Here is a 26997-nt window from a genome sequence, read left to right as displayed (position 1 = left end):
GTAGATTTAATGGTGTTAAAATTGTTTAAATAGACCATTGTTAGAGGAAGGTAAAAGTGTGATCTCGGATTTACCTATCGTTATGACTGAAAATGCGACGATCTGTGGAATATTAAACTTTTTAAAATTAAAGAGCGTATCACTGACATTTATACAATCCTGTTCGTTTTTTGCTGCTTAGTCGCTATTTGCAAAAACAATCAGTAAACCTCGCTATATCTGGCTATACGCTCTCAAATCTCTTTTTTCGTTCAATATCGCAATGATAATCCTTTCGGGGTAGTGGTAGCGTATTACCCATTGCGGGATAAAGAGGTTGTAAAGTGGTGGTCAGTAAAAGAAAAAGCGGGTTTTCGCTCATTGAACTGGTTGTATTGATTTTCATACTGCCTGTGTTGGTTATCAGTGCTTCTAGCTATTACATTAACTTGCAATCTCAGGCTCGTATCAGTGTTTTGGAAAATGTGTTGGGCAGTATAAAAGCGCTGAATACTCAAGTGGGCGTGATGTCTCATTTGGATTATGTCAAAGTCAGAGCGGATCATAGTGAAGGCAGTCGCTTACAATATTTGGATCTAAATCGCGATGGTGTGCAGCAAGAAGAGCAGGGCGAGTGGGACTTAATATGGGGTTATATAGACAATACTCATATGCCGGATGCTTTGGTGCTTGATGATCAATTAGTCCAATTCGTCGCGGGTCGAGCAGAGTATTACGTTGGCTTTGACCGCGACGGAACAGGCTCGCCTATTAGCGGGCAGTGCTGGGTACGCTATGGCCAGCCGGATTTTGAGGGCGACGAACCTGTCTATGCTTCAAACTTCACGGGGTGTTAGAATTTAAACACCAATCCAAAATTGACCGAGACTTGATTCATCCAGTCAGTATCGAATTTAACCACGCAGTTGTTTCCCCCGCTTGTCGGTAGATTACAAGCTGCCGTTGTTTGATCATCGACAACCGTACCAAGCCAGCGAACTTGAGTATTAAAACTCAAATTATTACTAATCGGGTATTCGAAGCCACCAAAAATACTGGCTGAAAATCCTAGATTATCATCGACCCAATTTGCGTCGACATAACCACCACCTAACCCCACACCTACGTATGAGTTAATGCCTCCATCCATAGGGTAGTAAACGCTACTTTGAAAATGCAGATAGTGAACAGTGACGTCCAAGTGGGTGTTTTCAGCGTCGCTGGACTGGTTGGAGTAGAATAGGCCGACTCGTCCTTGTTGTAAGTCGCTTTCGATAGAGAATGCGTAGTTTACGCTTGGTGAAATGTCGTAATTTTGTTGATTTTGGTCAGTGACGTCACCGCCCCCAGTATGACCTATCCATGGCGTGATATGGATCTGTGCCCAGCTATTTGAGCTAAACAACAGGATGGAAATGCCAATTAACGTTGATAGTTTCAGGTGTTTCATTCTGCTTTCCCTTATTTTTCGCCTAGCCTTAATGTCGTTGTATGTTGTACTGGCTGGTTTACCGAGATAGAGCGCGTTATATACCTACTTATTGTGATGCTAACGTCATAATTGTGCACAAAAAAACCACAAAAATTGAATGTGATTCACGTTGGTGTTATGGTTTTGTTAAATTAATGTGGAGGTGTATCTATGGAATCAGAACTCAAATACGCATTGCTTATTACAGCGTCAGTATTCGTTGTATTGATTGGTTTTGGTGTGGTAGCAATCGCTACTGCTTAGGAACTCATCATGAAAAATAGCGGTGTAGTGACTAACACTGCTGATTGGGTCGACATCGATCGACTCAGTAAATACACCGGAGGGCAAAATGCCCTTATCGCTCAAGGTGGTGGGCAACGAGGAATATTTACCTCTGGTGTGTTGGACGCTTTTTTATTGTCTAATTTTGACCCTTTTCATCGTTTCTACGGCACTTCTGCCGGAGCTCTCAATATTGCTGCTTACCTTTGTCGCCAAAAGGGCATTGGACGCTCGTTTATATTAGATCTCACTACGCACCCTGAATTTTTCCATTTGTTTAGTTATATCCGTAACAATCAGTCATTAGGTTTGGATTGGGCATTAGATCAAATCTGTGATTATCCTTATAAACTTGATATTGATATGGGACGACAGGTACTTGGTACTCGCAAAGCTTTTGCTGCGGTGACTGATCATGCTCGTTTGAGCGATCACTATTTGCCTATGTTGCAGACAGATTGGAAAAAAGTGCTGATAGCGACGTGCGCCATTCCGCGTTTATATCGTCAAGAAGTGGAGTTTGAACACGGGCGTTACATTGATGGCGGCGTATCGGCATCGATACCGGTGCAGGAAGCTTGGCGCCAAGGTGGTCGTTGTTTAGTGGTTATTCGGACTGAAGGTGACGATCTGGCAGCGTCAGACCCTGTTGTTGAACAGGGGGACGAATTGCATTGGTATCGTGATTCCTTAAATACAGTTCAAGAACATTGGCAGCAGAAGTTAGCGCAATGGAAACAGGACTGGGGCAGTTTCTTTGGTGAACGTATTCAGCGTTCAAAAGAGCAAAAGCAAGCCAATGGCAATGCACCACTGCTTAATGGGGGGCGCTGGTTATTTGGTGCGGATGATATCTATCGTTTAAGCCATTTGCTAGGCGACAGCTTTGACTCCGGGCTTGCTGATATGTTGATGGTTCATTATCAAACCTATTCATTAACGCAAGACTTCCTTCATCAGCCACCAGATGACTGTTTTATTGTCCAAATCAAGCCAGATAAACCGCTTCGTTCGAGCTCATTAATGAGTAGTCATGAAGACTTATTGCACGATTATCAAGCGGGTCTCGATGCTGGCTTTCGTTGTGTCGATCTTTTCGCTAAAACTGGTATTACTCTCAATGAGCAAATGTTGGATCTTCTCCCCAAAAAGTGGGCTTAGCTCTTAAATTGAGTGTAAGGTCTGAAATTCCTACCCTGATATCGCCATGATCGCTCGCATTACCCACATATTTATTACCGCAAAATAATTAAGCAAAAAATGTAGTAAACGTTTGGCTATTTGATGTCGCACACAAAGAAATACGTTTGTGCGTGATGCTTGTCACGGCAATCTATCAAAGGACTTCACAATTACTTCGCAAAGTAAAAAAATTACCAAGTTATTGATTGTCGGAGTGCCTTATGTACATGGCTCAACCTGGTCATATTGATCATATCAAGCAGGTCAATGCTGGCCGTGTATATAAACTGATAGATCAAAAAGGCCCCATATCTCGAATAGATTTATCTAAACAGAGCGAACTTGCCCCTGCGAGTATTACCAAAATTACTCGTGAGCTTATCGAAGCGCACCTTATTCATGAAACTACGGTTCAAGAAGCAACCAGTCGAGGTCGACCTGCCGTAGGTCTACAAGTTAATAATGAAGGGTGGCAGTTTTTGTCGATGCGTTTAGGCCGTGGTTATTTGACCATTGCGCTGCACGAACTGGGTGGTGATGTGCTTATCGATACCAAAATCGATATTCATGAAATCGACCAAGAAGATGTGTTAGCCCGCCTACTGCACGAAATCGATGAGTTTTTCCAAACCTATTCTGATCAACTTGATCGTGTCACCAGTATCGCCATTACCTTGCCGGGGCTAGTAAACTCGGAGCAAGGTATTGTATTGCAAATGCCACATTACAACGTTGAGAACTTAGCGTTAGGTCCAGAGATCTATAAAGCAACAGGCTTGCCAGTTTTTGTGGCCAACGATACGCGAGCTTGGGCGCTGGCAGAGAAGTTGTTCGGTCATTCACAAGAGTGTGAAAACTCGGTTCTTATCTCGATTCACCATGGCTTAGGTGCTGGTATCATTCTTGATGGCCGCGTTCTTCAAGGTCGTCATGGTAATATTGGTGAGCTAGGCCATATCCAAATTGATCCTCAGGGTAAACTGTGTCATTGCGGTAACCGAGGTTGTTTAGAAACCGTCGCGAGCTCACAAGCTATTCGTACTGAAGTTAAGGAACGTATCGCTAACGGCGAAGAATCGGTATTATCAGCAATAGAAGAAGTGTCTGTTGAAGATATATGTGAAGCTGCAGCCAATGGTGATGCTCTAGCGGTTAATGTGATTGAAAAGCTTGCGCGCTATTTAGGTGCGGCGATTGCTTTGGTGATTAACTTATTCAACCCTGAAAAAGTGTTGATTGGTGGTACAATTAACCAAGCCAAAGAGATTCTTTATCCTGCTATTCAAAAGTGCATTAACGAGCAAAGTTTGCCGGTGTATCATCAAGATTTGGAATTGGTAGAATCACGCTTCTATAAACAAGCAACCATGACAGGTGCCGCGTTGGTAAAACAAGCGCTGTACGACGGTTTGTTGCTTATGAAAGTGATTGAAGGTTAACGTCGAGCTGTTTTGCTGTTAACCTTATAGAGCATGTGGGTTGTGGCCAAGTCGGCCTCTTCCAGACAGTGTGATGTATAGATTACCGTTGTAGAGATGCCTTATGTCCGGAGTATTAAATACAGTAGACCAACGTACCAATTTGGTCGGTGAAAACCGTTTGGAGTTGTTACTGTTTAGCTTAAACAGCAGCCAAATGTTTGCGATAAACGTGTTTAAGGTACGTGAGGTTATTAAAGTCCCACCTCTAACTAAAATGCCAGGTTCTCATTACCACATTACAGGTGTGGCTTCGTTACGTGGCGTTTCAGTACCCGTTATTGATTTACGTGGTGCGATTGGCTTTCCTGCATCTCGTTTAGAAAACCAAGAAGAGAACTTAATCATTACGGAATATAACCGTACGATTCAAGGTTTCTTGGTTGGCCAAGTGCGTAATATTGTTAATACCACTTGGAGTGAAATTCAGCCGCCGCCAAAGACAGCAGGCCGTGCTAACTACTTAACTGCTATCACTCAGCTTAAAGAAGGTGATAATAACCGCATCGTTGAAATTATCGATGTAGAGAAAGTGCTAGCAGAGATCATTGATTACGATGTGTCGATTTCTGAAGGTGTGCTTGATGATGAGCTTGCAGCGCAAATGGTCGGTCGCAACGTACTTATCGTTGATGACTCCTCTACAGCTCGCTCTCAGGTTAAAGGCACCTTATCTCAGCTTGGTTTGAATATCATTGAGTGTTGCGACGGTCTTCAAGCTCTTAATTTGTTGAAGTCATGGAGTGATGAAGGCAAGAAGGTAACTGAGGAATTGCTCCTTATGATTACTGACGCTGAGATGCCTGAAATGGATGGTTACAAATTAACGCATGAGATACGAAATGACCCAAGAATGAGTGATTTGCATGTTGTTCTGAATACGTCACTTAGCGGCAGTTTCAACGAAGCTATGGTGAAAAAGGTAGGTTGTAACCGGTTTATCTCGAAATTTCAGCCTGACTTGTTAGTGGAAGTTACGCAGGATCGTTTACGCGAATTACTTACCAAATAGTACGCGGTTCCATATATAGGCCGTGAACTCTGGTTACGCTGATGTTAGTATTTATTCATCACTTCATTAAATGAAGTGAGACACATTTTGTAAAATACAACTTTTCATCAGATAGCAAAGGTAGTTCCTATTCATGATATGGTTTACGTCTAAGGTTGTGATGACCTTATGTCTTTTACTGTATAGGGAATACAAAAAACGTAGTATGGATGCTGAAGACGAGTTGTAACTTGTCACAAATAACTTTAAAAGGGAGCGATTGCTCCCTTTTGCTTATCATTAAATGGTATGTTGAACCGTTTATCTAATGAAAGTCTCTCGATTTTGTGGTGAGCCCTGAGAGCTCTTCAGTAAGGTCTTCGAGTCTGCCTGCAATCACGTGAGTCACTTCTCCTTCTCGTTCTAATATCCCTTTGACGCGCAGTATCTTTGCGGTGAGATAAGCTTGCTTTTGTGCTCTCGCTGTAGCGCGCCAAACCACCACATTGATGTTGCCAGTATCGTCTTCTAAGGTAACAAAAGTTACCCCTGCCGCAGTGCCGGGGGCTTGCTTCCCTGTGACTACACCCACAACCGTGACCAGTGATTGATGGTCTTGATTCGCTAATTGGTTCATTCTCGTAAATCGCCCTAATACGCCTGCCTGTTCAAGCAGCTTAATCGGGTGGTGGTTTAGAGATAGTCCAATGGATGCGTAGTCTTCGAGTAATGTTTGCGCATCGGTTGGCGCGGCAATCGGTACTTGGCTGGGTTCTTCTATTTGCTGAAATAGTGGTAAGTCGGATAGGGAGTCCATCATTGCCCAACGTGTTTGGTAGCGGTTATTGGCGATAGCGCGCATCGCATTTGCTGAGGCCAGCAGTTCGATATCACGCTTGCTTAGTCCGATATGTTTGATTTGGCTAGGATGGGTAAAGCCACCATGACCACGAGCCTTAATTAGCTGTTGGCAGCTCTCTTTGCTTAATCCTTTTATCTGGCGCAACCCTAAGCGTATGGCAAGGCGGTCTTGGTGTTGAACCACTTGATGATCATAGCTTGAGGCATTGACACAAACAGGGTGGATGATAAGCCCGTGTCGGAGAGCATCCTGCACCAATTGTGAAGGGCTATAAAAGCCCATTGGTAAACTGTTCAAAAGGGAGGTGTAAAAGGCTTCTGGGTAGTAATATTTAAGCCATGCGGAGCAATAAGCCAATACCGCAAAAGAAGCTGAGTGACTTTCTGGAAAACCATACTCACCAAAACCTAAGATCTGATCAAAGATGCGCTCAGCAAATTCCAACTCGTAGCCACGGCTTTGCATGCCATCAATCAGTTTGGTTTTAAACTTGATCAGATCGCCATTTTTCTTCCACGCGGCCATTGCTCGGCGCAGTTGATCTGCTTCACCGCCACTAAAACCTGCCGCGACCATCGCTAGCTTAATGACTTGTTCTTGGAAAATGGGCACGCCCATAGTACGCGAGAGTACCGCTTCCACCTCTTTGGATGGATAGGTGATAGGCTCAATGCCATCGCGACGCTTTAAGAAGGGGTGGACCATGTCACCTTGAATCGGACCGGGGCGGACGATGGCGATTTGAATTACCAGATCATAATAACTACGAGGTTTTAACCTTGGCAGCATACTCATTTGTGCCCGAGATTCGATTTGAAATACGCCTACAGTGTCGGCTTTTTGAATCATGCCATATACATTGGCGTCATCTTGGCGACGCGTAATTCCTGCAATCGAAAGGCGTTGACCATGAAAGCGTTCGACTAACTCAAAGCATTTACGAATGGCACTGAGCATACCAAGGGCGAGGACATCCACTTTAAGTAGCGCAAGGCTTTCCAGATCGTCCTTATCCCATTGAATTACAGTTCGGTCAGGCATTGAGGCATTTTCGACGGGTACAAGCTCATACAAAGGCCCAGAAGAAATCACAAAGCCACCTACATGCTGAGATAAATGACGAGGAAAGCCAATGACCTCATTCACTAAGCTAATAAACTGCTCACCTTTGAGTGAACTCGGCTCAATACCAAGTTGGACGATTTGCGCTTGCCAGCCTAATCCACGATCGCGGCGATTGACGTTCTTGATAAAGTAGTCGAGCTGGCTTTCTTCAATACCTAATGCTTTACCGACATCGCGAACCGCGCTTTTAAAACGGTAAGAGATGACCGTAGCCGCGAGCGCTGCACGCTCACGGCCATATTTTTGATAGATGTATTGAATTACTTCTTCACGCCTTTGGTGCTCAAAGTCGACATCAATATCTGGTGGCTCATTACGCTCTTTGCTAATAAAGCGCTCGAACAACACTGAGATTTGTCTCGGATCGACAGAGGTGATTTCTAAGCAATAACACACCACAGAGTTGGCTGCTGAGCCTCGGCCTTGGTAAAGAATCTTCTGCCGTTTGGCAAACATTACGATGTCATGAATCGTGAGGAAGTAAAACGGGTAGTTGAGCTCCTCAATCAGTTGCAACTCTTTCTCTATAGTCTGGGCTATGTCATTAGGAATACCTTCTGGGAAGCGGCTCCGCTTACCCTGCTCAACCAAATTACGTAGGTAGCTCATTGGCGTTTCGCCATCAGGAATGAGCTCGCTTGGGTACTCATATTGCAGCTCATCCAAGCTGAACCGGCAACGTTTGGCAATGTAGACACTTTCAGTAAGCCACTCAGCTTTAAATAGCTTACTGAGTTTATCTAAACTGCGTAGCGAGCGTTCAGTATTAACCAACAAATGGCCACCAATACTGCCCACACTGCCGCCATGTTTAATGGCGGTTAATGTGTGCTGTAAAGGAAGTCTTGTCGCGGTATGCATGAGTACACCGCCACAAGCGGTTATTGGTAACTGAAATTCTTTGGCGAGTTGCTCACAATGGGTGAGGTATTCTTTATCGTTAGACCCAAGGTGGCGCTGAATGCCAAGCCATAATCGTTGCTGGTGGTGTTGGCTAAGCCATTGCCCCCATTTGTGATCAACGTGTTGATGGCTAGGTAGCCAAATGACGAAACAGTGACGTACAGACATTAAATCCCACTCAGAGAGCTGATATTGACCTTTCTCTGAGCGACGACGAGCATTGGTGATAACTCGGCACAATTCCGCATAAGCTTGACGGCTAGGGCAGAGCAGGACTACTTGGCACTCTTGGTTTAGCCAAAACATACTGCCGATAATCAGTTCAACACCAAGTTGATGGTTTTTAATTGCAGTGTGAGCACGTACTACGCCTGCGACAGAACACTCGTCAGTAATGGCTAATGCTTTATAACGTAAGAAGTCTGATTGTAAGATCAGCTCTTCTGCATGGGATGCACCCGTTAAAAACGAAAAGTTGGTTTGGCAGAATAATTCAGCGTAATTCATGGTGATGCCTTAGCTAAATTGGCCGTGGAGAAACCACTGCTTATCTTGATTGCGAAATACCCAAAGCCATCGGCCTTGCTGGCTACGCGCCACAAAGTAATCGCGAGTGATGTCTGCGCCATCCCACCATCCTGTCACAAATCGTTCAGGCCCTTGAATCAAAGCGACCTTTTCTTGTAGTCGCTGCGGTTCTGGTAGCAAGATGCTTGGCCTATGGCGTAAGGTTTTGGCCTTATAGGGTATCGGTTTACTTGGGTCACATAGCTGAGTAGCATGTTCTGGGCGAGGATCGTCGCTGAGCATCACTTTACGTACTTGCTGCTTGCCTAATTTAGCTTGCAGCAATCCAATCAGTTCTAGCTCCGTTTGTTGCCCTTGTGGGCCATTGAAAATATCACGGCTGGTGGCTTCTAACTCACCACTGCGAGTAATGGCGAGAGTCAGCCCTTGCACTGGTGCATCAAGTTTGATGGATTCTAGCGTAAGTTGGCATAAACGAGCCCATTGTTGAGCGGTGTAATCACCACTCGCAGAGGTGAAAGTGATGGTACTGTCTTGTTTGTCTCGCTGATGCAGAGTAAGTGCTAACTCATAAGCGACTTGGTTGCGTAGGGTTAGAAATAACTCTAATCGTTTGAGTAAAATATTGAGCGGCTTCTCTAGCCACTGAATATTTTCGATTTCGTACAACAGCTCTAAGTAGCTGTGGAATTTCTCTGGCGGGTGATAAAAATCAATAGGGTGCTTAAACTGCCCCAGCAAACGTCCCACATAATTGACCAAATCAATATCAAATCGGCGAGCCAGCTCTTGCATGGGCAAGCTAAGCAGATCATTTAGTGTATTCACGCCCACACGTAGTAAAGCATCGACTTGTTTGCTTGCGAGTTCTGTCGCCATCAGTGGGAAGTTACGTACTTTTTCGAGTAAGTGGTCACGATCGTCACTGATGATTTGTGTGGCTGACTTTGCGAGCAAAATGGCTGAGTATGGGGAAAAGCCGGTTGAAAAATAGTATTTAAAACCGAGTGCATCTAAGTGTTGAGATAAGGTTTGCCAATAGCGCTCTAAGCCACCATATAAACAGAGCATATCACTGGCTTTCAGCAAAATGCCTTGTGGCGCAAATAGGGCAATATCGGATGTGACCATGTAAAGCCATTGAGCAATATCTGTGAGTGTTTGTTGCTCTTGCTTCTCATCATAAGGGTGCACTTGTAAATCATGGCACAAGGCACTGGCACTGGCTAAGCCCATCCCAATTTGAATACCTTGCTCAGTGGCGAGATCGTTCGCTTGCACTACTTGAAAGCGTGCGCCATCAACAATCACTAAAGGGTGCTCTTGCTCTGCAAACAGAGCGTTTAATTGCAGTGCAGGGAAGTGTAAGTAAAGCCACAGAGTCATAGTTAGCCTTGCTTACGCATAGGAAAGGGCACAATGACAGATTGCGGTTTTTGAATGGCTAATTGTGGCCAGCGAGCGCTCATATCAATCACAAAGTTGCCATGTGGCCAACCGCCTTTACGTTTAGTAATGGCAACACTTAAGCCTTGATTATGCGCTTCCAATTTTAAGCTTAAACTGACCGGCAGAGAGAACACATGTTGCTGTGGCTGCTTAAATAAAAAGTGCAGGCATTGACCGGTTTCGCTTGCTACTTGCAGGCGACGGGCTTGATGTACTTCAAGTTCGGTTTGCCAAAGCAATACGTTGCTGCATGCGCCGCTTTTTAAACATTGCTCAGCCGCCCATAAAGCGTGTTTCGGGTTGTCTGGGTAAATCAGTAGGATCTGATTAGGATCGAGCCCCTCATTGATCAGCATTTCAGCGCAGAGATAGCCAGGAGGTTGAATAAACACGCTGAGCCGGTCGCTACTGCTATTGAGTAAATGCGGCAGCAATAGGCGCAGCTCACCAATGCCCGGTTCAGATTGCACCTCGACCACGCCGTGTTTGGGAAAACCCCCATCGAGTTTTTGATCAAGCAGGCTAAAGCCAGTGGTGCAATGATCTTGTGGCTCATGTTGTGTTGAGCCTTGCCATAACCACTGTTTTTGCTTGAGATGTTCGATAGAAGGAGTCATAAGCGTCGAAATAAAAAAAACTGTATATACATACAGTATAATTTATTCGTTGCTCGCTGCAATAGTCCTAAATCAAAAAAACGCCTTGTGGATTCACAAGGCGTTGATGTCATTCAGTTAAATTGTCTTATTTTTTGTAACTATTTCTGCGAGTGTTTTTTCGGTTGAGCATCGATGCATTGGCCATGAACGGCCTTTCCTTCGGGGGCCATTAAGTAGAGGTAAAGGGGCATGATATCCAGCGGTGTTTTGAGTAGCTCAGCATCTTCAGCAGGGTAGGCTTTAGCGCGCATGCCGGTACGAGTTGCACCAGGGTTAATCGCATTTACGCGAATTTGAGAGTCACTTAACTCATCAGCCAATACTTGCATCATACCTTCAGTGGCAAACTTCGACATGGCGTAAGTGCCCCAGAAAGCGCGGCCACTATGGCCAACGGTTGATGAAGTAAACACCAAACGTGCGTCTTGGGATTTGTGCAATAACGGCAACAGGGCTTGTGTCATTAAGAATTGCGCTTTCACATTGACTTGCATGACATCGTCGTAGCTGTCTTCACCAATTTGGTCGAATGGGCTGATCACCCCCAGTAGGCTGGCATTGTGTAATACACCATCTAAGCGACCAAACTGTCCTTCAATGGTCTCAGCCATATCAATATAGTTCTGCTTTGATGCGCCTTTCATGTCGAGTGGAATGATGGCGGCTTGAGGATAGCCTGCTGCTTCAATTTCATCGTAAGTTTGTTCGAGCTTTTTGACTGTGCGTCCGAGTAGAATCACCGTCGCGCCTCGCTCAGCAAAGCTAAGTGCGGCTTGTTTACCAATTCCTGCTCCTGCGCCAGTCACAAGAATTACTTTGTCTTTTAATGCATCGCCAGCAACTGAATATTCCACTCTATACTTCCTTATTATGATGATTTACTTTAAGAAATCGTAATATGGTGGTTACAATACATCAATTCGCCCATTGAGAGGATATTCACCTTGGAATTTTTGTTGGATTACGGCCTGTTTTTGGCCAAGATTGTGACTGTAGTAGTCGCATTGGTAGTGATTCTAATCATTGCTAAAAGTGCTGGTGGAAAAGGTGGCTCGGCTAAAGGTGAGCTAGAAGTGACCAACCTAACTGAAAAACACAAAGAGACGGTTGAGCAGTTAGAACACCACTTGCATGATGACTCTTTCATCAAAGCTCGCGATAAAGCTGAGAAGAAACAAGAGAAAGAGAAAAACAAAGCGCGTGAAAAAGAGATTAAGCAAGCAGCGAAAGAGGGCGAGTTAGATTCTAAACGCGAACCTCATCTGTTTGTATTGGATTTCAAAGGCAGCATTGATGCCAAAGAAGTGGCGTCATTGCGTGAAGAAGTGACCGCGGTGCTAGCGGTAGCGCGTGACGGTGATGAAGTGCTACTTCGCCTTGAATCAGGCGGCGGTATGGTACATGGCTATGGCTTGGCATCATCGCAGCTTGATCGCCTAAAAGCGGCGGGTCTGCCATTGACGATTTCAGTGGATAAAGTGGCAGCAAGTGGCGGCTACATGATGGCATGTATTGCCGATAAAATTGTGTCAGCCCCTTTTGCTATCGTGGGTTCAATTGGTGTGATTGCACAACTACCAAACTTTAATAAAGTCTTGAAAAAGTACGATATCGAGTATGAACAGTTGACCGCGGGCGAGTACAAACGCACATTGACCATGTTTGGTGAAAATACCGACAAAGCGCGTGATAAGTTCAAACAAGAGCTAGAAGAGACGCACGTACTGTTCAAAGACTTCATTCGTGAGCGTCGCCCAGAGCTCGATCTGGAAAATGTGGCAACGGGTGAGCACTGGTTTGGTACTCAAGCACACAAGTTGGGTTTGGTTGATGAAATCAAAACCTCAGACGATCTTGTTGTTGAAGCGTGTAAAGATAAGACCGTATTGGCGATTCATTACGTAGAGAAGAAGAAAATTACCTCTAAGCTTGCAGGCCTTGTGGGTGAAGCAGCGGATAACGTATTGATGAAGCTAGCCGATCGTGGTCAACGCCCGATTGTTTAAGCTAGTAAAAGCTAAATGGATAGTGAAAGAGCAAGGCCTTGAGCCTTGCTTTTTTTATGCCATTTCAATCAGTATCGATCGCATATAACAAGACATTAGACCGAAAAAAGGGAGCCTGACTAGGGCTCCCTGAATAACACCTATAGGGGGTGGGTGTTACCTATACCAAATCGGTGCTGCCGCAACCTCGGGTATAAATGTTTAAGCTTTACCTTCACTTCCGCACATGCGGATCTTATCTATAACAACTTGCTTCATCGCTGCTTTGCCCGGAGTAATGTATTTACGCGGGTCATTAGCGCCTGGGTTTTCGCTGAAGTGCTGTTTCACCGCATCTGAGAAGGCAATTTTTAGTTCAGTGGCGATGTTCACTTTGCATACACCTAAATCGATGCTGCGCTTGACCATCTCATCAGGCACACCAGATGCGCCATGAAGGACCAAAGGAATATCAACCAAAGAGCGAATCTTCTCTAAGCGATCAAAATCGAGTTTTGGTTCAGACTTGTACATGCCGTGAGCGGTACCAATCGCCACCGCAAGAGAGTCGATACCAGTGCGACGAACAAACTCCGCAGCGGATGCTGGGTCGGTCATAAAGGCATCGGCACTATCAACGATAAGGTCATCTTCTTGGCCTCCAAGACGGCCTAGTTCAGCTTCAACACTGGCGTCGTAACGGTTGCAGTGCTGTACGACTGAGCGGACAATCTCAATGTTTTGATCAAATGCGTGGTGAGAACCATCAATCATCACTGAGCGAATACCATGCTCTACCTTAGTGCGGATGTCTTGCAGATCTTCGTGATGGTCAAGGTGCAGTACAAGCGGCATAGAGTGTTTATGTGCTGCCTCTTTACAGATGCTGATTAGGTAATCAGTGCCTGCGTAATCATAAGTGCCCGGCGTACCCGCTAAGATAACAGGCGAGCCCATTTCAGAAGCGGTTTCAACGATAACTTGCACAGTTTCAAGGTTGTGAATGTTGAAAGCGGGTACGGCATAGCCACCTAGTTGCGCACGTTTAAGCATTTCACGAGAAGAAATTAGATACATAAAGCCTCCTGGTTGGGCGTAGCAACTGCATCGAATACCAGACGCCCGTTCACCCAAGTTTTATCAATTGAGAAATCAGAATGAATAGCCACCATAGAAGCGCGTTTGCCCACTTCTAAAGTGCCGAGTTGATGTTGAATACCGAGAGATTGAGCAGGCGTTAAAGAAGCCATGAGCCATGCTTGTTCAAGCGGTAAATTAAGCCATTGCTGCAAGTTAGTGACGGCGTTATTTAGAGTCAGAGTGCTGCCAGCTAAGCTGCCAGAGTCCGTCATAACCACACCGTCTTTCATCGTGACGGTGTATTCGCCCAGCACGTATTGACCATCAGGCATACCTGCTGCGCACATTGAATCCGTGATAAGGGTTAAGCGAGATGAGCAGCAGCGATGCGCGACATCTATCGCGGTTGGGTGTACGTGATGGCCATCGGCAATCATTTCCACATAACAATTTGGGTGAACTAAGCCAGCGCCAACAACGCCCGGGTCTCGGTGATGAAGACCACGCATACCGTTGTAACAGTGGACAATGCCATTTGCGCCAGCATTTAATGCGCTCTGAACTTGGTCATAGCTTGCGTCTGTATGGCCAAGCATTACTTTGATGCCTTGAGAGCGTAGATGATGAATCGCTTCTACTGCACCCGGTTTTTCAGGGGCTAATGCCACAGTGATAAGCTGGTTATCGCAGTAAGACATCCAGTTATCTAACTCTTCCGTAGATAACTCACGAAACCATTCTATTGGGTGAGCGCCTTTGTTCTTCTCTGTGAAGTAAGGCCCTTCTAAATACGCACCAAGGATCTCAGCGCCATCGACACCTATTTTTTTGCTTTGTGCCACTTGCTTAAGAGCTGCGCGGATCTTTGCCACAGGTGCCGTTACTGTCGTGGCAACAAAAGCGGTAACGCCTTTGCTCGCGAAAAAGGTCGACATGGTATTTAAACTGTCGTGGCTTGCATCCATGACATCGCAACCATGAGCGCCATGAACATGCGAGTCAATCAGCCCCGGCATTAAGCTGACTTTGCCTAAGTCGGTGTAGTCTTGGTCAATCGTGTTATCGAAGGGGCGAATTGCCGCAATCAAACCGTGGCTATCGACACTCACAACGGCGTCATTAAGCCATTGGTTGCCGTGAAGCACTCGCTCAGCACGATAATGTTGTAGATCAGATGCCATCTTCTTCTACCGTTGCGGTTTGTTCAGCTTTGCATGCCATTTCTGCTGCAAGAGAGGTAATGCCTCGGTGCGCACATTCAAGGGCTTGGTCACGAAACTCGACCAGCTTGAGTTCGTCGCGCTCTAAAAGCATTTCTGCTGCCATTTGCAGGTTAGTGCCGGTGACAACTTCAATATCGCTACGTTCTTGGCTGAGTAGTGATGCGGTGCGAAATGGTGTTCCGCCTAATAAATCAGTGAGAAAAACGATACCGTCGCCTGAATCAATCTCTTCAATTGCACTGCGCATCGACGCTTCGAGTTGTGGTGTCGTCGCTTCTTCCGGGAAATCGATGAACTTGAACTGAGGCTGCTCACCAATCACTTGATGAATCGCTTGAGCGATACCAGAAGCAAAGCCACCGTGGCCAGACAAAATTACTGAAATCATGTGTTGTTCCTTTTGTAGGGCTGGCGTACCAGCCCCGTTTTATTGGTGTTAACTCGTGTTTATAGGAAGCCCATAAAGCGGCCAACAATGCCTAGAGTCACGGTAATACCGATCAGTTTTAGTGGGCTCCAGCCACGTTTCACTAGTGCATACATCGCTAGGGTGTAAACCAGTGGTAAGAAGGCTGGCATAAGCTTGTCGATAACGTCAGCTTGCAGTTTTACGACTGCATCACCAGCGGTGATTTCAGCCGTGGTCGACAGGCGAACGTAAGTTGCGACCAATGCACCGATAACTGTCATACCGACCATTGAAGCGGCGTGTCCCACTTTCTTGGTGTTGGCTTTAATGACAGGAATTGCTTGCACGCCCATGCGGTAGGCGTAGTGCGCCAAACCAAAGCGAAGACCAAAGTGAACCGCGTTAAACAATACGAAGAAGAACACTGCACCCATGATGGAGCCTTGCAATGCTAAGTCGGCACCGATACCACCACAGATAGGAAGCAGAGTGAGCCAGAACATTGCGTCACCGATACCACCCATAGGGGCACCGACGGCGATTTTTGTGCTCTGAATACTGTTGATGTTTTGCTTAGAGCGTTCCATCGCCAGCACGATACCCATTACGAATGTCACCAAGAATGGGTGAGTGTTGAAGAAACCCATGTGACCTTGCATCGCTTTAGAAAGGTCAGCTTTATTGGTGTGGATTTTCTTCAGTGCAGGCAGTAGGCCGTATAGCCAACCAGATGCCTGCATACGCTCGAAGTTGAATGACGCTTGCAGTAACAGTGAACGCCAAGCCATTTTGTTGATGTCAGCTTTGGTTAGCTCAGCACCAATTTCTTTATTTTCGTACTCGTCTTGAGCCACGCCCGGAGCAGGTTGCACGTCGGCGTTTTGGCTGCGAAGGTCAAGTTCGTTGCTTACATTAGATTCCATCTTCAAAGTCCTCAGCTGGTGCAGTTGCAGGGGTTGGTTCTGTCTTACGCATAAAGTCGATGATTGCCATGGCAGTTGCAGCGGCAGCGATCGCTAGGATTGGTAGTTCAATCCAAGCTGCGGCAACAAAGCCAAGGATGAAGTAAGGGATGTAGGCATTCTTCATCATGATCTTCATCAGTACTGCGAAACCAATGGCTGGCATGATGCCGCCGGCAACACCTAGACCGTCGATAAGCTCTTTTGGTAGCGCTTGGACCATCGCACCAGCGTGCTCGGCACCTAGGTAGATTGGTAGGAAGGCACATAGGAAGTAGAAAGTGCCCAGTACAGCCAGTGCGAAGTAGTTAACGCGTTCGATACCGTCGGTATCGGCATTGCGAGCAAAATCGTCACATTTTGACATCACAGCTGACATGGCTGAGAACAGTAGGGTAATACCCATTTGCACCGCGACTGCGAAAGGTACAGCGACACCCACCGCCACATTTGGCTCAACTTTGGTGGTGATAGCAAAGGTAGTACCTACGATAGTACCGATGATAACGTTTGGCGGCTGAGCGCCTGCAAGAGGGGCAAGGCCCATCCAGATTAGCTCTAACGTACCACCAACCAGAATACCGGTTTGTAGGTCACCTAGGATCAGGCCGACCAGCGGGCCGAGTACCACAGGGCGGTGGAAGTGGGTGAGGCCGTTGAACAAGTCAAGGCCTGCAAAGAAGGCTAGGATGCCGAGCATCAACGCCTGTAAGAGTCCTATTTCCATGATGTTTGTCCTTATTATTAGATAAGAGTAAAGAGGTCTGTTGCGCTTTCAGTTGGCACACCTTGAATGGTGCAGCTCACCCCTAACGCTTTTAGTTTTTGAAATTCTTCGACGTCTGCGGCATCGACCGAAACCGTCTTAGAAATCTGGTTTTTACCTTCCACGTAGTGCATGTTGCCTACGTTGATATTGGTGATTGGCACACCGCCATCGACCAATTGACGGAAATCTTTTGGTGTACGGCACACCAGTAGGATGCGTTGGCGGTCGGAGGCTTTATGAATGGTGTCGATGGTTTTCTGCACCGTCCAAAAACGAATTGCGATACCATCAGCGAGCACCATTTCCATTAGGTTTTGTTGGATGGAGTCTTCCGCGACTTCATCGTTAACCACAACAACGATGTTTGCGTCTGCAAAACCTACCCACTGCACACCGACTTGGCCGTGAACTAGACGCTCATCAATACGACTTAAAACGATATTTGGCATGTTAGTTTCCTTCTAAAATTCAATTTCTTACTTAATTGATGCTTATTAATGGGTAGCGTTATTGGTTAAATGGATAGATGGTGACGCCTTGCACCACTCGGTTTACTTCGCCAGTTGGACATGGGTTATCAGGGCCGAATCCAAGCTGGAGTGATTTTTCAAATGCCAACATTTGGCAGAACAGGATGTACGGGAAGCACAGCCATGCATCACCTAAGTTGAGTTGGCCTAGCTCAAATACGTTGTCGCTATCAAGCGCACCCTCTGTAATGGCAATATGGCCAAGGGCTTGCTGGTCACTGCGAATCTCGTTGAATAGATCCATGTCGTATTGGCGGGTATAGGTATCGCTAGAGAAGAGTTGAATCACTAGCGCTTTGTCATTGATGGTGAATTTAGGCCCGTGACGGAATCCTAGAGATGAGTCAAATGCAGTCATCACCTTGCCAGCACTTAGCTCTAAAGATTTCAGAGATGCTTCACGAGCAAGGCCTGCAAAGCCGCCGCTGCCCAATACAATTAAGCGTTCATACGCTTGAGTTGAGAGCTGTTTAATATTGCTTTGCCATTGCGAAAGTTTGTTCTCACAGAGCTCTGCGATGGTTTCGATGTGGCTGCGCCATTGGGTAGGTGTTTCTCCACCGAGCAGCACCAAGGTAGACATCAACATACAGCTGAAGCTGGATGTCATGGCAAAGCTCTTATCGTTTGAACCTTCAGGCATCAACATGCAGTAAGCGTTGCTGGCTTTGTCTGAGTAACGAGAGAGAGCACCTTCACTGTTACAGGTTAAGAACAGGTGGAAGCTTTCAGGGATGAACTGATCCACTAACTCAACCGCTGCCACACTTTCAGGGCTGTTGCCTGAGCGAGCATAAGACACCAACAGAGTAGGGCGCTTAGGGTCTAGGTACTGCTCTGGATTAGAAACTAAATCCGTGGTTGGAATAGATTCGACTTGGAAGTTCAACCCTGCTTGGATGAAAGGTGCTGCCGCATCGCCCACAAAAGCGGAAGTGCCAGCGCCAGTGAGAATGATGCGCAGCTCTTTACGAGCCAATAGTGGCGCTAAAAATGCGTTCGCTGATTCGAACTGGCTCTGCAAAATATCCGCAAGGTTGCGCCATAAACGTGGCTGATGATTAATTTCTTGAGCAGTATGAATGCCGTTGTGTTGCTCAAGCCATGTAGCTTCGTAGCCTAAAAACGTGGTCATTAGATGGTCTCCTTGCACGCCACTGCATTTGAATAACAGGCATCGGAATAGACTTCGGTCACTTCCATGATCTTGTGAATTACAATGTCAGTGGGCTGGTTCTGAATATTATTTTGGAAAATTGCTTTCGCTTGATTCGGTAAATATTGGCTAAGTAAAGTCAGCGGCAATGGATTGGCAGCAAGGTTGTTAAACAGGGTACGCTGCGCTTTTTGTACTTCTGGGTGTGTCCAGTAGTAACGAATGCGATCGCTTAAGCTGTAGCTGCAATCAAGAAACTGCTGGTGGCCTTTGCTTAGGTAATGAGAACGCCAGTAGTCCGGCTCTTCACGCATCACTTGCTCGACGGTGTCACGTAGGTGAGAAGCATCGTGACTGCCTAACCATTCAAGCTCTGCTCGCTCTAGTCCATATAGAGCTTCACGTAGAGCGAAGGTCAGCGCTGGGCCTACTTTTAAAATGGCAAAGTGGTCTTTGACCAACTCGTGGTAAGCGCTAGGGTTTTGATAATCGGTAGAGTGCGCTTCAAACACTAAATGAGGCTGGCTCTCAATGATTTTACTTAGTGCTTGTGCTTGGCTACTTTGGTAGTGATGAATTGAGTGATGGTCAAATTCCACACCCGGCTGGACAACAAGACCAATCACACGAGGCCAAACGTAACCTAAGCCGTGATCGCTGAATGCTTGATGGTGAGCGTCTAAAGTGGCGAGCGCTTCTTCTGGTTTGGTTAGCTCTAAACCTTCCTCTTCCAAAGATTCCAGTGCACCACCGGGAGTCGGTACCTCCGTCCCAATGACATAGAGTGGTGCTTCGCCGCCAGATTGCTGCCATGCATCTTCGGCGACTAAACAAAGCTGCGCAGCACGCTCAGCCATCACAGCTTCGCTGAGTGGCGTTTCGTCGTCAGCGCAAGACATTGAGCAGTCGAGGTGAATCTTGTTAAACCCAGCTGTGACATAGTCATGAATCATCGTTGCTGAGTATTCCATGGCCTGTTTCGCGGGTAGGTTCTGCCAGCAGTTTGGGCCAAGGTGGTCGCCACCAAGTACGATACGTTCAGTCGGGAAGTTAAGCTGCTCCGCAAGCTCATAAGCGTGTTTAGCAAAGTCTTGTGGTGTCATACCTGTGTAGCCACCAAATTGATTCACTTGGTTTGAGGTGGCTTCAATGAGCACGAGTTGGTCGTCTTGCGCCGCTTGCTTGATCGCTGCCTCTAATACTAATGGGTGCGCAGAACAAACCGAGTAAATGCCGGTGGCGTGTCCTTGTTTGTGCTGTTCAATCAGTGATTGTAAAGATTTCATGGTGGTCCCTAATTAATGGTTTGGTCTGCGAGAATCACTTCGACACCCATGTCGAGTAAGGCTTGGTGTGTGCTAGTTGGGATATTGCTATCCGTTACGAGCACATCAATTTGGTTCGCTGCGCGAATCATGCAAAAGCTTTTGCGGCCAAATTTACTGGAGTCAGTGACCGCGATGACTTGACGCGCCGATTCGCACATCGCTCGGTTGATTTGCGCTTCATGGTTATCTGGAGTCGTGATACCCGCTTTGAGGTCGAAGCCATCGACCCCTAAGAAAAGCTTGTCGAATAGATAAGAGCGGACTTGTTGTTCGCCGTGGTGGCCAATTAAAGAGCAAGATGCTCGGCGCAAAGTGCCGCCCACGACGTGTAAATCGATGTTTTCGTTGCCACTGAGCTGGTAAGCGGTATTAAGCGCGTTAGTCATAACGACCAGCTGTTGTTTACCACTGAGGTATTGAGGCATTAAGCCGATGGTAGAGCCGGAGTCTAGAATGATAGCTTCACCATCTTCGACAAGTTTGGCGGCCGCTTCGGCAATGCTCTGTTTGGCGCTGCGGTTGATCTGATCTTTGCGGTAAAGAGGCTGATCGAAGGCAAAGTTTGGGTTCAAACTAGCGCCACCGTAGCAGCGGAACACGCAGCCTTCTTTTTCGAGTAAGTTCAGATCATGACGAATGGTTACCGCAGACACATTAAATTGGTCGACAAACTCATCCACACGGCCAGAGCCATGGGTGCGAATATGCGCCATAATTTTTTGTCTTCGTTCTGCACTGGTCATTACCAATCCCTCTTTCGTTGCATTTCATTCTTCTGTTGAAATGTTTCGATTTCTTTTGATTGGTATTAAATCAGGGCAAGCGAAATAAAAGTGAAAGGTAGATCACACCCTGTTTTCTTTCGGTTTAGTGGGTTAAATCCTTTCGTTTGAATGAAAGTGAAAGCACGGGCTTTCGTTTTGTAGCCAAGAGGATCAACCGAAAGCCAGTTGGGGTATGGGTTTTATAAAATCAAAAGTGAAAGGAGCGAAATAGTGGTACTGAAAGTGAGGGTTTCGGAGTAGCTCCTGCGCGAGATCACACTTTAGGTAAAAGTAGAAATTTATGCGTATTGAAATGAATATTAGTCAGTGGTGATGAATAGTTTTTAAATAGAAAGGAAGTTAATCGAAATGGTTAAGGTAAGAACGAAACAGAGTGAAAGGCGTTCGAATACTGAATGTCAAAAGCTAGCAGTGATTTAGTCATTAACGATACGAACATCAACGCCAAGCGCAGTTAAATGATCTAAGTAGTCTTTAGGAATACCGTTGTCTGTAATCAGCATATCCAGCTGTTCAGGACGAGCGATGAGACAAAAACTTTGACGATTAAACTTGGACGAGTCAGTAATGGCAATGACAGTTCGTGCCGCTTCAACCATTTTGCGATTAATGTCGGCTTCGCCTTGGTGTGGGGTAGTGACGCCAGTCTGCTTATCAAAACCGTCAACGCCTAAGAATAAGGTGTTGAACCGAAAACCTGACAGTAACTCTTCACCACCCGAACCATGTAAGGAATAGGAGTTCTTACGCATCATCCCTCCGCTGACCATCACTTCGATCTCGTCTTTGTTCGCGAGATGATAAGCGATATTGATGCCGTTGGTCATAACGGTCAGATTACGTTTATCGCCAAGATGGTGGGCTATTTGCTCCGTTGTAGAGCCTGAATCAAGAATAATACGATCACCGTCATTCACTAACGAAGCAGCGTATTGACCTAACTTCGCTTTTATATCGGAATGGAGCTGTTTTTTATCGTTAAGTGGGCGGTCAAAGGCGAAGTGATTATTGATAAGAGCGCCGCCGTAGCAACGAGTGACACAGCCTTTTTTTTCTAAGTAATTAAGATCACTACGGATGGTGACTTCAGAAACGTCATACAATTCAGAAAAATAGTTTACCTCACCTTTTTGATGAGTCTGAATATGCTGCAATATGGCATCGCGACGCTGAGCGGTAGTGGTCATAATTTATACTGTGCAACTGGGTGTTTATGGCGCAAAGAATATCAATCTTAATTAGTTTAGAAAATCATTAAGTTAGGTAGTGCGACTTAACGAGCGTTTTTATAAACCGGATAAGAAATGAAAGCAAACAATATACCGCTTACAGTGCCACAAAGATGGGCTTCAATTGCGACTCTGGCGTTAATGAGCGCCGCTGTTGACGCCGATGGGCCTTGAGTCAGCTCCCAAGCGACCTTAGCGATAACGCCTACCACTAACAGCCAACTGCTTTTGCGACCTTGCAATGCTTCTCTTAATGCGTAATACGCAAATAAGCCATGTAGCGTGCCAGATAGACCGACATAGCTTTGAATATCGGTATAGAGAATCCCGATGCCAACGCCTAAGCTCACCAACACTAATAACGCGAGTAGTGAACGAGCACTCGGCTTAAAAATAAAAGTGATGATCCATAAAGCGGCGATGTTCATGGCAAGGTGGTTAAAGTTGGTATGAGTGAAGTTTCCTGTTAGGATGCGCAACCACTGGCCTTGAGGAATAAGCTCCGCTTGCCAGTTGGCAAAAGATGCCAATGGTTCAAACTGTAATGCTAAGCAAGCAGCACTTACCGCCAATAACAGAAAGATTAATTGCCAGCCATGTCTCGATATTGTTCTCAATGTGGAAAATCACTCAAAGCGTGTATTTGTCAGTGGGTACAAAGCCTACCATCGAACGTTGAGTTAATCATCCTTCAACATCCAAGTGAAACTAAGCGCCCTATGGGGACAGCTCGCATTCTCACGCTTTGCTTATCAAATAGTTACTCTTTTGTTGGCGAGAACTTTTCAGACAACGAGTCGTTAAATCAATTATTAGCCGATAAGACGTACCAACATTTTGTTCTCTACCCGGGAGAGCAATCCATTGAGTTAGAAACACTGCGTAATCGCCAGAGTGATCAGGTGAGCCGATACCGAGTGATTTTGCTCGATGGCACTTGGAAAAAAGCGTTTAAGATGTGGCAGCTTTCTACTAATTTACACACCTTGCCTCAAGTGCGCTTGCCAAATGACTTAAAAGGTAATTATCGGATTCGTAAAGCCCCAAGTGACAATGCGCTGTCTACGGTTGAGGCTGGTTACCATGTGCTTCAAGGGCTTGAGCCCGAGCGGGACTTCTCACCTCTGCTGGTGGCATTTGAGCAAATGATTGAGTTTCAAATTGCCCAGATGCCTGCGGGTGTGTTTGAGAAAAACTACCGAAGCTAATGCTTATAGCGGAGAGAACAACTGCTGGTGCAAGCGTTTCGCGTGACCGTCGGTAATTGATGAGATGTAATCCGCGATCACGCGCATCTGCGCGGCTTCCTCTTTAGCGCAGCTCCAGTCTTTTCTCACTTCTAAAGGTAACAATCGCATCGGGTCGGCGCTCATCGCTTCAAAGATATCCATGATGATTTGTTGGCCCTTGTATTCCATCACCTGTACGTGCGGCGCTTGAATCACGTATTGGCTGACAAAGCGTTTTAGAATGTCTAATGCTTTCGCCATGCTTGGCTCAAGGTAAGCGTTGAACGCCAGCAGTTTAGAATCAAATGGAGCATCGACAGGTTTGATTGAAATACTGGTCAGTAAGGCGTTAACCATACCACCAATGGCATCTTTGCGTTGATAGTGTGTGCCTGCAAACAACATCTCATTGACTGATGCGATGTGTTTTTCAAACCATGGGTCACCACATTCCGCCAGTTGGCTGGCTGCTGCTTCTAACCATTGATGGCGATTAACCATACCTAATACAATCGCATCTTCTAGATCGTGCACACCATAAGCAATGTCGTCTGCCAGTTCCATTATCGAGCAGTCTAAAGACTTATAGCGTGTTTTGCTGTGCTGGCTAGGGCTAAGTTGTTCATCACGCATCTGGGAAAACACCTGTTTTTCACCATCAGTGAGAGGTTGTAAGACCCAGTCAAATAATGCTGCGTCACAATCGTAAATACCTTTGGCCGGAGTCCAATCGTGAGCACGTAACTTTCTTTGATGGGAGACAGGTTCTGCGCGCTGCTTCGCTTGAGTGGCGCTAATAAGCGCAGGGTATTTGATTAAGCCGAGTAGGGTGCGGCGCACTAGGTTCATCCCGAAGTTTTCGGTGTAAGGTTCTAGCTTAGTGACGATGCGGAAGGTTTGGGCGTTGCCTTCAAATCCGCCATGGTCACGCATCATGTAATTCAGTGCGATTTCACCGCCATGACCATAAGGCGGATGGCCGATATCATGCGCGAGACAGATAGAATCGATCAGGCTATCGGTAGGCAGTAAACTACGAAATTCAGGTTGCTTCTTTTTGATTTGAGCAACGATGCCGGTGCCAAGTTGCGCGGCTTCAAGCGAGTGAGTCAGGCGGGTTCGGTGGAAATCATCGATGCTGGTGCCGTGTATTTGAGTTTTCGCTTGGAGGCGACGAAATGCCGCGGAGTGGAGAATGCGGGCTCTATCGCGTTGATAAGGGCTGCGATGGTCATCGCGGCGGATTTTATGCTCATCGTCATGACGGCTTTGCCACATCGGGCTGAGATCAAAAGTCATACGCGCACTCCTTAACTTGGGCCAACCAACAATCAGTAATTAGAAATACTCACTCACCTGTATTTTCCGAATAGGAATTTATCGGATATGTTCAACTTATTTCATTACCATACAGTGTGTTAGCTGATTTCGTCTAGTGATAGTTCAAAGCTTGGCGCAAAAGTATTGAGAAAATAGTCCATTTCTGGTGTGTGGCGCTCTTTTAAGGTGACATCAAGGCGTTTTTTCGCCAAAGCGTACTCGTGGTTGCCGGCGCTAAGTTCTTCTAAACACTTAAGATAGGCGCAGATGGTATCCGCTTGTTTAACGATTTTTGCGTCTTCAGTGTGGGCAGATTGAGAAACCAGATAAGGGGCGAAGTCCTCTTGGAACTCTTCTGGCAGCATAGAAAGCAGCTTTTGCTCTGCGGCGGCTTCAATCTTCTTATATTCTTTGGCGATCTCTGGGTTGTAGTATTTCACCGGAGTGGGCAAATCACCGGTTAATACTTCACTGGTGTCATGGTACATGCCCAATATAGCGATACGTTCAGGGTTGACGTTACCGCCAAACTTTTTGTTTTTGATCAGAGCAAGGGCATGGGCAACAAAGGCGACTTGTAGGCTGTGCTCAGAGATGTTCTCTGTGGAGACAGAGCGCATCAGTGGCCAACGTTGAATCAGTTTCATCCTAGCTAAATGAGCGAAAAAATGGCTCTCTTTCATGACTTGTTTCCTTCCCTTTAAATCTGACTCAAGATAATGGCCTTTGAGTCACCATCAATAAAAAAGCAACCACCTGATTGCAGATGATTGCTTTAAGAATAAGAGACTTAGGTTTGAAATGCTACTGGCTATAGGTCGACAAGAAGCGTTCAAAGCGGCCAATAGCGGTTTCCAAGTCTTCCACGTGCGGCAAAGTCACGATGCGGAAGTGATCCGGTTTAGGCCAGTTAAAGCCAGTGCCTTGTACTAACAGCACTTTTTCTTGTACTAAGAAATCGAGCACCATCTTTTGGTCATCGTGAATCTTGTATTTCTTAGTATCAATTTTCGGGAAAAGGTACATCGCACCTTTTGGTTTTACACACGATACGCCCGGGATTTGGTTGATCAGTTCCCACGCACGGTCGCGTTGCTCAAGTAAGCGTCCACCCGGCAAGATCAGTTCATTAATACTTTGGTAGCCACCCAATGCGGTTTGAATAGCATGCTGCATTGGCACGTTGGCACATAAACGCATCGACGACAGCATTTCTAAGCCAGCAATATAGCCCATTGCTTGATGTTTAGGACCAGTCATAAACATCCAACCGCCGCGGAAGCCACACACTCGGTAGGCTTTCGATAGACCATTGAAGGTCATTACCAGTACGTCATCCGTCAAAGTTGCTACTGAAGTATGGGTTGCACCGTCGTACAGTACTTTGTCGTAGATCTCATCAGCAAAGATAATCAGCTTATGTTGGCGTGCAATTTCGATCACTTCCAACAAGAAGTCACGGCTGTATACCGCACCGGTAGGGTTGTTCGGGTTGATCAGCACGATGCCGCGTGTTTTTGGCGTGATTTTGCTGCGAATGTCATCCAGATCAGGGAACCAGTCTGCTTGCTCATCACATAGATAGTGCACGGCTTTACCACCTGATAGCGCTACAGATGCTGTCCATAGTGGGTAATCAGGTGCCGGCACAAGCATTTCATCGCCATTGTTCAGCAATGCTTGCATTGCCATTACGATCAGTTCAGAGACGCCATTGCCAATGTAGACATCTTCTACATCTAAAGAGCGAATACCTTTCTTTTGATAATGCTGCACCACGGCTTTACGCGCAGGGTAAATGCCTTTTGAGTCACAGTAACCTTGCGAAGTTGGCAAGTTACGAATCACATCGACCAAAATTTCATCTGGGGCGTCAAAACCAAATGGGGCGGGGTTACCAATATTTAGTTTCAGTATTTTATGCCCCTCTTCCTCCATGCGCTTAGCATGTTTGAGTACAGGACCTCGAATGTCATAGCAGACATTATCGAGTTTTGACGACATCCCGATATTTTGCATTGTGTAAAACCTAAAAATAATTGAATTTCTTTATTAAAGTACACCAAAATGGACTTTGGTA

At 46.1% G+C, this 26997-nt stretch carries 26 protein-coding genes; 7 read left to right on the top strand and 19 right to left on the bottom strand.

Annotated features, from left to right (window positions below):
* The first annotated feature begins 323 nt into the window (after positions 1-323).
* Positions 324-836 (top strand): prepilin-type N-terminal cleavage/methylation domain-containing protein, encoded by a 513-nt coding sequence (locus tag OH461_RS05985; protein WP_270019683.1) that lies wholly within the window; start codon positions 324-326, stop codon positions 834-836.
* On the opposite strand, the gene OH461_RS05980 is transcribed toward OH461_RS05985, so the two are convergent.
* Positions 833-1429, bottom strand: a complete 597-nt coding sequence (locus OH461_RS05980) for a porin family protein (protein WP_270019682.1) — start codon at positions 1427-1429, stop codon at positions 833-835. The two genes, OH461_RS05985 and OH461_RS05980, sit on opposite strands and share 4 nt — an antisense overlap.
* A 192-nt stretch (positions 1430-1621) precedes the next feature.
* On the opposite strand from OH461_RS05980, the gene cydH reads away from it, so the two are divergent.
* From cydH to OH461_RS05960, 4 genes are all read left to right on the top strand, one after another.
* Entirely contained in the window at positions 1622-1714 is a 93-nt protein-coding gene (gene cydH, locus OH461_RS05975) for a cytochrome bd-I oxidase subunit CydH (protein ID WP_260259348.1), read from the top strand.
* A 9-nt stretch (positions 1715-1723) separates the two neighbouring features.
* Entirely contained in the window at positions 1724-2896 is a 1173-nt protein-coding gene (locus OH461_RS05970; RefSeq protein ID WP_270019681.1) for a patatin-like phospholipase family protein, read from the top strand.
* Between the two features lie 242 nt (positions 2897-3138).
* On the top strand, positions 3139-4356 hold the full coding sequence (gene mlc / locus OH461_RS05965; protein ID WP_260259346.1) for a sugar metabolism global transcriptional regulator Mlc: 1218 nt from the start codon (positions 3139-3141) through the stop codon (positions 4354-4356).
* 103 nt (positions 4357-4459) lie between these two features.
* A complete protein-coding gene (locus OH461_RS05960) occupies positions 4460-5407 on the top strand; it encodes a chemotaxis protein CheV (RefSeq protein ID WP_270019680.1) in 948 nt (315 codons plus the stop codon).
* A 304-nt stretch (positions 5408-5711) separates the two neighbouring features.
* Here OH461_RS05960 and OH461_RS05955 read toward each other — a convergent pair whose 3' ends face one another.
* From OH461_RS05955 to OH461_RS05940, 4 genes are all read right to left on the bottom strand, one after another.
* Entirely contained in the window at positions 5712-8783 is a 3072-nt protein-coding gene (locus OH461_RS05955; RefSeq protein WP_270019679.1) for an error-prone DNA polymerase, read from the bottom strand.
* Between the two features lie 9 nt (positions 8784-8792).
* Complete coding sequence (locus tag OH461_RS05950; RefSeq protein WP_270019678.1) at positions 8793-10190, bottom strand: Y-family DNA polymerase; 1398 nt, start codon at positions 10188-10190, stop codon at positions 8793-8795.
* Between the two features lie 2 nt (positions 10191-10192).
* Positions 10193-10870: a translesion DNA synthesis-associated protein ImuA gene (gene imuA / locus OH461_RS05945; protein ID WP_270019677.1), complete on the bottom strand. Its 678-nt coding sequence runs from the start codon at positions 10868-10870 to the stop codon at positions 10193-10195.
* Between the two features lie 140 nt (positions 10871-11010).
* A complete protein-coding gene (locus tag OH461_RS05940) occupies positions 11011-11766 on the bottom strand; it encodes a YciK family oxidoreductase (RefSeq protein ID WP_270019676.1) in 756 nt (251 codons plus the stop codon).
* A 90-nt stretch (positions 11767-11856) separates the two neighbouring features.
* Here OH461_RS05940 and sohB point away from each other — a divergent pair, with 90 nt between their 5' ends.
* Positions 11857-12918, top strand: coding sequence for a protease SohB (gene sohB, locus OH461_RS05935; RefSeq protein WP_270019675.1), 1062 nt, complete (start codon positions 11857-11859; stop codon positions 12916-12918).
* Between the two features lie 201 nt (positions 12919-13119).
* Here sohB and OH461_RS05930 read toward each other — a convergent pair whose 3' ends face one another.
* The 11 genes from OH461_RS05930 to rrtA all read right to left on the bottom strand — a co-directional run bounded on the left by OH461_RS05930 (position 13120) and on the right by rrtA (position 22976).
* Positions 13120-13974, bottom strand: a complete 855-nt coding sequence (locus OH461_RS05930; protein ID WP_260259339.1) for a tagatose bisphosphate family class II aldolase — start codon at positions 13972-13974, stop codon at positions 13120-13122.
* The gene (gene nagA, locus OH461_RS05925) at positions 13965-15158 is read right to left on the bottom strand and encodes an N-acetylglucosamine-6-phosphate deacetylase (RefSeq protein ID WP_270019674.1); all 1194 of its coding nucleotides are present in this window, start codon (positions 15156-15158) and stop codon (positions 13965-13967) included. Before nagA ends, OH461_RS05930 begins: the two co-directional genes overlap by 10 nt.
* Complete coding sequence (gene agaF, locus OH461_RS05920; RefSeq protein ID WP_270019673.1) at positions 15148-15588, bottom strand: PTS galactosamine/N-acetylgalactosamine transporter subunit IIA; 441 nt, start codon at positions 15586-15588, stop codon at positions 15148-15150. The genes nagA and agaF overlap by 11 nt, the downstream gene beginning before the upstream one ends.
* Positions 15589-15647: 59 nt before the next feature.
* The gene (gene agaE, locus OH461_RS05915; RefSeq protein ID WP_270019672.1) at positions 15648-16532 is read right to left on the bottom strand and encodes a PTS N-acetylgalactosamine transporter subunit IID; all 885 of its coding nucleotides are present in this window, start codon (positions 16530-16532) and stop codon (positions 15648-15650) included.
* Positions 16522-17298 carry a PTS N-acetylgalactosamine transporter subunit IIC gene (agaW, locus tag OH461_RS05910; protein ID WP_260259335.1) on the bottom strand — a complete coding sequence of 259 codons (777 nt, stop codon included), beginning with the start codon at positions 17296-17298 and terminating at the stop codon, positions 16522-16524. Before agaW ends, agaE begins: the two co-directional genes overlap by 11 nt.
* A 17-nt stretch (positions 17299-17315) precedes the next feature.
* The gene (gene agaV, locus OH461_RS05905; protein WP_270019671.1) at positions 17316-17789 is read right to left on the bottom strand and encodes a PTS N-acetylgalactosamine transporter subunit IIB; all 474 of its coding nucleotides are present in this window, start codon (positions 17787-17789) and stop codon (positions 17316-17318) included.
* Between the two features lie 58 nt (positions 17790-17847).
* Complete coding sequence (locus OH461_RS05900) at positions 17848-19005, bottom strand: SIS domain-containing protein (protein WP_270019670.1); 1158 nt, start codon at positions 19003-19005, stop codon at positions 17848-17850.
* A complete protein-coding gene (locus OH461_RS05895; protein WP_270019669.1) occupies positions 19005-20312 on the bottom strand; it encodes a D-tagatose-bisphosphate aldolase, class II, non-catalytic subunit in 1308 nt (435 codons plus the stop codon). The genes OH461_RS05900 and OH461_RS05895 overlap by 1 nt, the downstream gene beginning before the upstream one ends.
* A gap of 8 nt (positions 20313-20320) precedes the next feature.
* A complete protein-coding gene (gene agaR, locus OH461_RS05890; RefSeq protein WP_270019668.1) occupies positions 20321-21097 on the bottom strand; it encodes a transcriptional repressor AgaR in 777 nt (258 codons plus the stop codon).
* A gap of 458 nt (positions 21098-21555) precedes the next feature.
* The gene (gene agaR / locus OH461_RS05885; protein ID WP_270019667.1) at positions 21556-22326 is read right to left on the bottom strand and encodes a transcriptional repressor AgaR; all 771 of its coding nucleotides are present in this window, start codon (positions 22324-22326) and stop codon (positions 21556-21558) included.
* Positions 22327-22412: 86 nt separating this feature from the next.
* Positions 22413-22976: a rhombosortase gene (rrtA, locus tag OH461_RS05880; RefSeq protein ID WP_270019875.1), complete on the bottom strand. Its 564-nt coding sequence runs from the start codon at positions 22974-22976 to the stop codon at positions 22413-22415.
* Between rrtA and OH461_RS05875 the strand changes: the two genes are divergently transcribed.
* Positions 22965-23576 (top strand): tRNA-uridine aminocarboxypropyltransferase, encoded by a 612-nt coding sequence (locus OH461_RS05875; RefSeq protein ID WP_270019666.1) that lies wholly within the window; start codon positions 22965-22967, stop codon positions 23574-23576. The two genes, rrtA and OH461_RS05875, sit on opposite strands and share 12 nt — an antisense overlap.
* Positions 23577-23579: 3 nt before the next feature.
* Here the strand turns inward: OH461_RS05875 and OH461_RS05870 are convergent, their stop codons facing one another.
* From OH461_RS05870 to OH461_RS05860, 3 genes are all read right to left on the bottom strand, one after another.
* Positions 23580-24896 carry an anti-phage deoxyguanosine triphosphatase gene (locus OH461_RS05870; RefSeq protein WP_270019665.1) on the bottom strand — a complete coding sequence of 439 codons (1317 nt, stop codon included), beginning with the start codon at positions 24894-24896 and terminating at the stop codon, positions 23580-23582.
* 119 nt (positions 24897-25015) lie between these two features.
* Positions 25016-25600, bottom strand: coding sequence for a 5'-deoxynucleotidase (yfbR, locus tag OH461_RS05865; protein ID WP_270019664.1), 585 nt, complete (start codon positions 25598-25600; stop codon positions 25016-25018).
* Between the two features lie 121 nt (positions 25601-25721).
* Positions 25722-26936, bottom strand: coding sequence for a pyridoxal phosphate-dependent aminotransferase (locus tag OH461_RS05860; RefSeq protein WP_270019663.1), 1215 nt, complete (start codon positions 26934-26936; stop codon positions 25722-25724).
* Positions 26937-26997: the final 61 nt, after the last annotated feature.

The sequence above is a fragment of the Vibrio sp. LaRot3 genome (assembly GCF_027587025.1).
GTDB lineage: Bacteria > Pseudomonadota > Gammaproteobacteria > Enterobacterales > Vibrionaceae > Vibrio.
The sequence above is the reverse complement of the archived record's forward strand: the minus strand, read 5'-3'. Positions and strand labels throughout refer to the sequence as shown.